Origin of the sequence: Nonomuraea sp. NPDC050691 (genome assembly GCF_040654455.1) — a bacterium.
Taxonomy (GTDB): domain Bacteria; phylum Actinomycetota; class Actinomycetes; order Streptosporangiales; family Streptosporangiaceae; genus Nonomuraea.
Genome location: NZ_JBFAIA010000060.1, coordinates 36,592 through 44,401, shown reverse-complemented (window position 1 = coordinate 44,401; position 7,810 = coordinate 36,592). Strand labels below are relative to the sequence as shown.

Annotated in this window: 8 protein-coding genes; 4 read left to right on the top strand and 4 right to left on the bottom strand. The window is 73.4% G+C overall.

Translation table 11 applies throughout. The features are described from left to right. On the top strand, nt 1-615 hold a 615-nt coding region (locus AB0H81_RS22275; RefSeq protein WP_358377560.1), incomplete at its 5' end, for an MFS transporter. 96 nt (nt 616-711) lie between these two features. Further along, nucleotides 712-1,515, top strand: coding sequence for an SAM-dependent methyltransferase (locus AB0H81_RS22270; protein WP_358377557.1), 804 nt, complete (start codon nt 712-714; stop codon nt 1,513-1,515). Nucleotides 1,516-1,535: 20 nt separating this feature from the next. On the opposite strand, the gene AB0H81_RS22265 is transcribed toward AB0H81_RS22270, so the two are convergent. After that, nucleotides 1,536-2,429, bottom strand: coding sequence for a helix-turn-helix transcriptional regulator (locus AB0H81_RS22265; RefSeq protein WP_358377554.1), 894 nt, complete (start codon nt 2,427-2,429; stop codon nt 1,536-1,538). Nucleotides 2,430-2,833: 404 nt separating this feature from the next. Here AB0H81_RS22265 and AB0H81_RS22260 point away from each other — a divergent pair, with 404 nt between their 5' ends. Next, nucleotides 2,834-3,421 (top strand): CAP family protein, encoded by a 588-nt coding sequence (locus tag AB0H81_RS22260; RefSeq protein ID WP_358377552.1) that lies wholly within the window; start codon nt 2,834-2,836, stop codon nt 3,419-3,421. Between the two features lie 318 nt (nt 3,422-3,739). Here AB0H81_RS22260 and AB0H81_RS22255 read toward each other — a convergent pair whose 3' ends face one another. The 3 genes from AB0H81_RS22255 to AB0H81_RS22245 form a co-directional block, all read right to left on the bottom strand. Further along, entirely contained in the window at nt 3,740-4,513 is a 774-nt protein-coding gene (locus AB0H81_RS22255) for an NAD(P)H-binding protein (RefSeq protein ID WP_358377549.1), read from the bottom strand. 153 nt (nt 4,514-4,666) lie between these two features. Next, nucleotides 4,667-5,323 carry a TetR family transcriptional regulator gene (locus AB0H81_RS22250; RefSeq protein ID WP_358377546.1) on the bottom strand — a complete coding sequence of 219 codons (657 nt, stop codon included), beginning with the start codon at nt 5,321-5,323 and terminating at the stop codon, nt 4,667-4,669. Nucleotides 5,324-5,443: 120 nt separating this feature from the next. Next, entirely contained in the window at nt 5,444-6,646 is a 1,203-nt protein-coding gene (locus AB0H81_RS22245; protein WP_358377543.1) for a cytochrome P450, read from the bottom strand. A 156-nt stretch (nt 6,647-6,802) separates the two neighbouring features. Between AB0H81_RS22245 and AB0H81_RS22240 the strand changes: the two genes are divergently transcribed. Then, nucleotides 6,803-7,810, top strand: coding sequence for a LacI family DNA-binding transcriptional regulator (locus AB0H81_RS22240; RefSeq protein WP_358377540.1), 1,008 nt, complete (start codon nt 6,803-6,805; stop codon nt 7,808-7,810).

Here is a 7,810-nt window from a genome sequence, read left to right as displayed (position 1 = left end):
CCCGGTTTACAGCTCGCCGCTGGTGACCGCCCTGATCAACAAGGTGCTTCTGCCGCCCTGCGCCGCCCCGGCGTGGTCGCCGTGCTGCCGCTGACCGTGCTCGGCCTGGCCGGAAGCTACGGCTTGTACGCGTACACCGTCCCGCTCCTGCGCGCCCTCGGCGCCGGCCCGTCCGCGGAGACCTGGCTGCTGTTCCTGTACGGCGCCGGGGCGGTGGCCGGGAACGCCCTGGCCGGGACGGCGGTGGATCGGCGCGGCCCGATCCCGGTCCTGGTCGCCGGGTACGCGGGGATCGCGGGCTCGCTGGCCGCGCTGGCCTGGGCCGCTCACGCCGGCGTGACGTGGCTGCCGCTGACCGCGTTGCTGCTGGCGGCGTGGGGCGCGAGCACCTGGTCGCAGACCCCGGCGCAGCAGGTGAGGCTGATCGCGGCGGCGCCGCGGGAGACCGCCGTGGTCGTCGGGCTCAACGCCTCCGCCATGTACGCCGGCATCGCCCTGGGCACCGCGCTCGGCGGCGTCCTGCTCCCCGCGGGCCCCGCCGTCGCGCTCGCCGTCCACGCAGCGCTGGCCGTGGCGTCGCTCGTATACCTGATCGCCACGCGCCACCACCGCTGATCGCTCTATGATCTCGCCGTCGATCACCGGTGGCGCGGTAAAAGGCACAGCATTAGGTTTGTATGCCTACAGATGCAGACACATGAGGAGAATTTCGTGGCCGACGAGGCGCCTCTCCCCAGAATCGACATCACCAGGCCGCACCAGGCCCGGGTGTGGAATTACTGGCTGGGCGGCAAGGACAACTACCCGGTCGACCGCGAACTCGCCGCCCAACTCCGCGACGTCTACCCGGGCATGGAGGACATCGCCCGTCACGCCCGCGCGTTCTTAGGCCGTGCGGTGCGATACGTCGCCGAAGAGGCAGGAATCCGGCAATTTCTGGACATCGGTACGGGGTTGCCGACCGTGGACAACACCCACGAGGTCGCGCAGCGGGTGGACCCGGCCTCGCGCATCGTGTACGTCGACAACGACCCCCTGGTGCTCGTCCACGCCCAGGCGCTGCTCACCAGCCATCCCCTCGGCGCCTGCGACTACATCGAGGCCGACGTGCGCGACCCGGACGCGATCCTGGACTTCGCGGCCAAGACGCTGGACTTCACCCGCCCGACCGCGCTCATGCTCCTCGGCGTGATGGGCACGATCTTCGACGACGACCACGCGTACCGGCTGGTCAGGCGCCTGATGGACGCGCTGGCCCCGGGCAGCTACCTGGTGTTCGAGGACGGCACCAACACGGTCAACCCCGACGCCGCCGCCGAGGCCGAGCGCATGCGCGACGAGGGCAAGGTCTACTCGTACCGGCTGCGCACCCCCGGCGAGATCGGCCGGTTCTTCGACGGGCTGGAGCTGGTGGAGCCGGGCGTCGTGTCGGTGTCGCGGTGGCGGGTCGAGGCGGGCGTGTTCGGCGTGCCGGACGAGGTGGACGCCTTCTGCGGCGTGGGCCGCAAGCGGTAGCCGGCGTCCCCCTCACCCGGTCAGACGGTGGCGGCGGCGAGCATCCGCAGGATGGCGGGGGTCGCCGCCGAGGGCCGCGCGTGCAGCGCGAGACTGTCCAGCAGATGCTGGTACGGCAGGGCGTCCTGTCTCCTGGTGAGGTACTGCGCCCCGGCGATCTGCTCCAGGTAGACGACGTCATCCAGCTCGGCGGGCGCGAAGCGCAGGACGGTGACGGGGCCGACGCCGCCGACGTGGCCGCCGGAGCCGAACGTGAGCACCTGGATCGTGACGTGCGGCAGCTCGGCCAGCATCGCGAGGTGCTCGAGCTGGGCGCGCATCGTCTCGGGGGCGGCCACCTGGCGGCGCAGGGCGCCCTCGTCGATCACCGCCCACAGCTTCGGCGGGGCGGCCGACATGAGGATCTGCTGGCGGCGCATGCGCACCAGGACCCGGCGCTCGACCTCCTCGACGGGGTCCTGCTCGCGCCCCTGACGGATCACCGCCCGGGCGTAGTCCTCGGTCTGCAACAGGCCGGGCACGTACTGGATCTCGTACGTGCGGATCAGCGACGCGTCGCGCTCCAGACCCAGGTAGTCCTCGAACCAGTCGGGCACCACGTCGCGGTAGTCCTGCCACCAGGCGGGAGCGTTGGCCTGCTCGGCCATCGCCAGGAGCGTCGCGCGCTCGGCCTCGTCCGCGCCGTACAGGGTGAGCAGGTCGGCCACGTCGCGCAGCTTGAACCCGGTCCGGCCGAGCTCCAGACGGCTGATCTTCGAGTGCGAGCCGCGGATGAGGTACCCGGCCTCCTCGCGGGAGATGTTCCGCGCCTCCCGCAGCCGGCGCAGGTGCGCGCCCACCAGGATGCGCAGCGCGGTCGGCCCGGAATGGCGGAGGTTTCTGCCCGGAATTCCGGTGTCCGAGGTTCCGGGCACGTCGCTCCTGTCCCGAGCAGTCGACATAATGCTCCAAATTAGCAATCGCGGCGGCCCGACCGATCCATCCTGCCACGCCTTCCGGCCTCGTGCCATTCTTCCTCGGGGGCGGGCATTTCGCCGCAATATACGCATCTGTGCGGGCTCCGCCGTACGCGAAATCGGACGATGCGGCCTTCACCTACGGAAAAGGCCACGCCAACTTCCGTTATGCGGCTTGTGCCCGAGCTCCGCGGACGACGCCGTGACCGTTACAGGGGACACGCCGCAAAACCGCAGGCCATCCCGTATCTCTCGCCGACATCGCGCGGGCCGTTATCGGGATGCGATCTTCTATCTGTCCTTCGCCTCGCCTCTGATCAGGCACGATGCCCGACCGGGGCGATGGACCGATTGGAGTGGAGATGCCCCGACCCACCGCGCGGACGATCAAGGCGGCGACGGCCGTGAGCGCACTGGCCTCGCTCGTGGCCCTGGCGGGACCGGCCGAGGCGGCCTCGGCCCGCCCGCCCCTGCCGTCCCGCACGGACACGGCCTTCCAGAGCGAATGCGTCACCGCCCACAACACCTACCGTGCGCGCCACGGGGCCCCGAACCTCACGACCGACCAGGCACTCGTCACCTACGCCAGACAGCGCGCCGACCAGATAACGCGTCAGGAGGGCCTCGAGGGCACGCGCACCCGGTCCGCGCTGCAGTACGGCCAGAACGTCCACTGGTATCGGTCCTTCACGCCGGAACGGACGGCGTCCTGCGCGGACGCCGTCAAGAGCTGGTACAACGGCATCCGCTCCTACGACTTCGCCCACCCCGGGTTCTCCACGCGCTCGGGCTCCTTCACCCAGGTCGTCTGGAAGGGCACGACCAAGGTCGGCTGCGCCCGGGCCGCCGGGCAGGGCTCCAGCGCGTACGAGACCTACGTCGTCTGCGCGTACAAGGCTCCGGGCAACGTCACGGGCCGCTACCGGGAGAACGTCCTGCCGCAGAGGTGACCCCGCCCGCCGGCCCGCCCGGGGGGAGCGCCCGTCCGTCATGGGCGGGCGCCTTCCCGCCTCCCACGGCGAGCCGCGGGCGGCCGGCCTCCGGCGGTCGTCCCGCAGCCGTCACGACCGCCGGAGGCCCCGCCACTTCGCCTCCGCGTCCGCCCGCTCACCGCGTTCCCGCGCGCCCCTCGTCTACGTCCGCCGCTCGTGCGTTCCCGCGCGCCACCTCCACGTCGCCCGCTCATCCCGCTTCCCGCCTCTACGTCCGCCCCTCCCCTACGTCCGCCCCCTCACGCCGGTCGCTGGGGCGGGGCCGGGGCCTCGGCCTCAGGGGTGTTCCTGGAGGTACCGCTCCCAGGTGATGACGCCGGCAGGGGTCGCGCGGGTCGTGAGGTGGCCGCCGCGGAAGGCGGCGCCCAGCCTGCCGGGCAGCCGGACCCGCACCACGGGCCGCCGCACGCGGCGCGCGGCCAGCCACTGCCGGGCCGCCTCCTCCATGGACAGGATCTCGGGCCCGCCGAAGTCCTCCGTCCGTCCGCCCGGCCCCTCCCGCACCCGCCGGACGAGCCGCTCCGCCACGTCCCGGACGTCGACCGGCTGCGCCATGACGCCCGGGTCGACGATCAGCAGCCCCGCCCGGGCCACCAGGCCGAGCGCCTGGTCCACGAACCCGTGGAACTGCGCGGCCCGCACGATCGACCACGGCACCCCGCCCGCCCGCACGACCTCCTCGGTGCGCACCTTCGTGCCGAAGTAGCCCCAGGGCACCCGGTCCGCCCCGATGATCGAGGTGTAGAGCAGGTGACCCACGCCCGCCTCCCGGGCCGCCGCGCAGAGCCGCCGCGTGCCCTCCACCTCGACCCGCTCGGTGTACCTCCCCTTGTACGGCGCCGACGCCAGGTGCACCACCGCGCCGACGCCCTCCAGCGCCTCGGCCAGCCCCTGCCCGGTGGTCAGGTCCGCCACCACCCACGTCGCGCCGCCACCGGAGCGGGCGGCGCGACTCATGCCCCGCACCTCGTACCCGGCCTCGGCCAGCTTCGGCACCACGGCCCTGCCCAGCCTGCCGGTCGCGCCGGTCACCAAGACGGTCTCGCTCACGCGCACCCCTCCAGAGCGTCCTCGGTCGCGTGCCCAGGACGTCCACGCTAGGGGGCGGGGGCCGCCCTCCCGGATCCGCCCCCGGACCCCGGCCCGGGCCCGGGCCGGGCCGCCCCCGGTTCCGGTGCGGCCGGATCCGCCCCCGGCCCGGCCTCACCCAGGGTCGTCCGCGTCCAGGGCGGCGACGAGGCCGACCAGGCCCGTGACGAGATCCTCCCCCAGACGGCGCCAGGCCGCGGCGGCGTCGCCCGCCCGGACGCGGCCCGCGGCCTGCCCCGCCGCCAGGTCCGTCTCCAGTTCGGCGCACATGTGCACGACGAGCTGACGCGTCATGGCCTCCCGGCGAGCGGTCCCGCCCGGGTCGTCCCGCGCCCCCCGGCCGCCGCGTCCGAGCCGCGCGGCCCGCTCCGCGTGCATGGCGTCGTACAGGCGGCGCAGGGACGGGGTCTCCAGGTGCGTGCGCACGGCGTGCTCCCGCAGCGCGGGCTCGACGGCGATCTGGGCGAGGAAGCGCGCGTACCAGGACGGGGTGCCGAGCTCGACCTGGTGCTCGACGCGGGGCAGGACGGCGCAGCGGAGCCGGTCGCGCGGCGACATCCGCGCGGGGTCGCCGAGCGCGGTCATCATGGCCAGCCGGTGCCGTTCGATGGCCTCGGCGTGCTCGGCGAGGACGGCCTTGATGAGGGCGTCGCGCCCGGTGAAGTGGTACTGCACGGCGGAGTTGTTGCGCTGCCCGGCGGCCTCGCCGATCTGCCGGATGGACACGCCGGCGAGGCCGCGGGTGGCGTAGAGCCGCTCGGCTGCGCGCATGATGCGGCTCCTCGCGGCGGCCGAGCGCGGCGAGGGCGCGCTCACCGGAGCGGGCGGGTGCGCCCCGCTCCGGCCGGCGACGACGTTCATGACCCGCTGGTCACACCGCTCGCTGCCCGGTCACCAGGTGACCCACACGTTCTCCAGGCCGCCCGACAGCAGCCCGGTGCGCAGGCGCAGGGCCTCGGCGCCGTCGCGCAGCCGCAGGCCGGGCAGCCGGCGGGTCAGCGTGCCGAGCACCACCTGCAGCTCCAGACGGGCCAGCGGCTGGCCGAGGCAGTAGTGCGGGCCGGCGCCGAAGGTGAGGTGCTGGTTGGCGTTGTCCCGGTGCGGGTCGAACCGCTCGGGGTCCTCGAACTTGCGCGGGTCGCGGTTGGCGGCGGGACGGCACGGGATCAGCGTGCTGCCGGCGGCCACCTGGACACCGGCGATGTCGAGGTCCTCGCCGGCGACGCGGGGGAAGCCCACCACGCTGAGGGTGCTGTCGAGGCGCAGCACCTCCTCGACCGTGCCCGGGATGAGGCCGGGGTCGTCGATGACCGCCTGGTAGCGCCCGGGCTCCGCCAGGAGCATGGCGGCCATGATGGCGATCATGTTGGATGTGGTCTCGTGCCCGGCCAGCAGCAGCGCCCGCACGGTGGCGATCAGCTCCTCGTGGCTGAGCCGGCCGTCCTCGCTGTCGGAGATCTGGGTCAGCTCGCTGAGCAGGTCGTCGCCCGGCTCGGCGCGCCGCGCGTCCACCAGGGCGGAGACGTACGCGTCGAACTCCTCGTACGCCCGCTGCACCTCCTCCTGCGTGTGGCGGGTGAGGGTGAGCATGACCCGCGACCAGTGCGCGAACCTGTCCTGGTCCTCGACCGGCGCGCCGACCAGGGCGCAGATGACCCGCACCGGCAGCGGCAGGCCCAGCCGGACCGAGAGGTCGGCCGGGGAGCCGGAGGCCAGCATGTCGTCCACCAGCTCGTCGGCCATGGCCTGCACGCGGGGCCGCCACGCCTCCATCCGCCGGATGGTGAAGGAGGGGCTGAGCAGCCGCCGCCACCGGCGGTGGCCCTCCCCCTGGGTGATGGTCATCGTGTTGCGGGCGAACAGGCCGCCGTCCTGCGTGGTCGCGATCCGCGCGGCGTCCTGGCCGCCGCGCCGGAAGCGCGGGTCGGTGAGCAGGGCGCGCACGTCGTCGTAGCGGGTGACGAGCTGGGCGGTGTCGCCACTGGGCAGCCGGACGTGCGCCACGGGGCACTTCTCCTGCAGCTCGCTCCACTCGCGCGGCGGGCGCAGGGCCTCCTCCCGGTCGAAGGGATAGGTGGGCACGGACTCGGTCATGACGCCCCCTCAAGTCGATGTCGGGTCGATCTTGACGCTAAGGCAGCCGCCTTAATAAGGCAATCGCCTTAACCCGGGGAAATCATTTCGATCAAGCCGAGGCCCGTACGCTATGATCCCGCTGGCCGGCAGAGCGCCCAGCGGACACGAGGAACGATGTCGAGCATCAAAGAGGTCGCCCGCCTCGCCGGAGTCTCCGTCGGCACCGTGAGCAACGTACTCAACCGTCCCGAGCTGGTGGCGCAGGAGACGCGGCTGCGGGTGCAGGCGGCGGTGGCCCAGCTCGGCTACGTGCGCAACGGCTCGGCGCGTCACCTGCGCGCCGGGCGCAGCCGGACCATCGGCGTGGTGGCGCTCGACCTGTCCAACCCGTTCGTCATCGACGTGCTGCGCGGCGTCGAGACCGCGGCGGAGACCGCCGACCTCAACGTCATGGTGGTCAACAGCAGCAAGGACGCCGCGCGCGAGGCGCGGCTGCTGGAGATGTTCGAGGAGGAACGGCCCTTCGGCGTCCTGATCACCCCGGTGAACGCCGAGGGACAGGATCGGCGGCTGGGCCGGCTCGTGGCCCGCGGCATCCCGGTGGTCGTGTTCGACAACTCCTCACGGCAGGGCCGGGGCTGCGCGGTCGCGGCCGACGACGTCCTCGGCGGCCGGCTGGCCGGCCTGCACCTGCGGGAGCGGGGGCACCGCCACATCGCGTTCGCTGGCGGGCCGTTCACCGTCCGCCAGGTGGAGGAGCGCCACCAGGGCCTGGCCGGCGCGATGTCGCCCGGCGACCGGCTGACCGTCATCCCGCTGCCGGACCTCACCGTGGCCACCGGCCGCACCGCCGGCGAGCAGATCGCCGGCACGTCACCCGCCGACCGCCCGACGGCGGTGTTCTGCGCGAACGACCTGGTCGCGCTGGGCGTGCTCCAGGAGCTGACGCGGCACGGCCTGCGGGTGCCGGACGACGTGGCGATCCTGGGCTACGACGACATCGACTTCGCCGCGGCGGCGGCCGTTCCGCTGTCGTCGATCCGGCAGCCGCGCGAGCAGCTCGGCCACACGGCCGCGCTCATGCTCCTGGAGGAGGCCAACCAGCCGGACTTCCACGAGCACCGCCAGGTCATCTTCCAGCCGGACCTGGTCGAGCGGGCGTCCACCGCCCGCACCCGCTGA

What these genes read in the sequence shown, in the direction of transcription:
- AB0H81_RS22260 (WP_358377552.1), top strand. Translation starts at nt 2,834, where the DNA reads ATGCCCCGACCCACCGCGCGGACGATCAAGGCGGCGACGGCCGTGAGC.
- AB0H81_RS22250 (WP_358377546.1), bottom strand. Translation starts at nt 5,323, where the DNA reads ATGCGCGCAGCCGAGCGGCTCTACGCCACCCGCGGCCTCGCCGGCGTG.
- AB0H81_RS22245 (WP_358377543.1), bottom strand. Translation starts at nt 6,646, where the DNA reads ATGACCGAGTCCGTGCCCACCTATCCCTTCGACCGGGAGGAGGCCCTG.
- AB0H81_RS22240 (WP_358377540.1), top strand. Translation starts at nt 6,803, where the DNA reads ATGTCGAGCATCAAAGAGGTCGCCCGCCTCGCCGGAGTCTCCGTCGGC.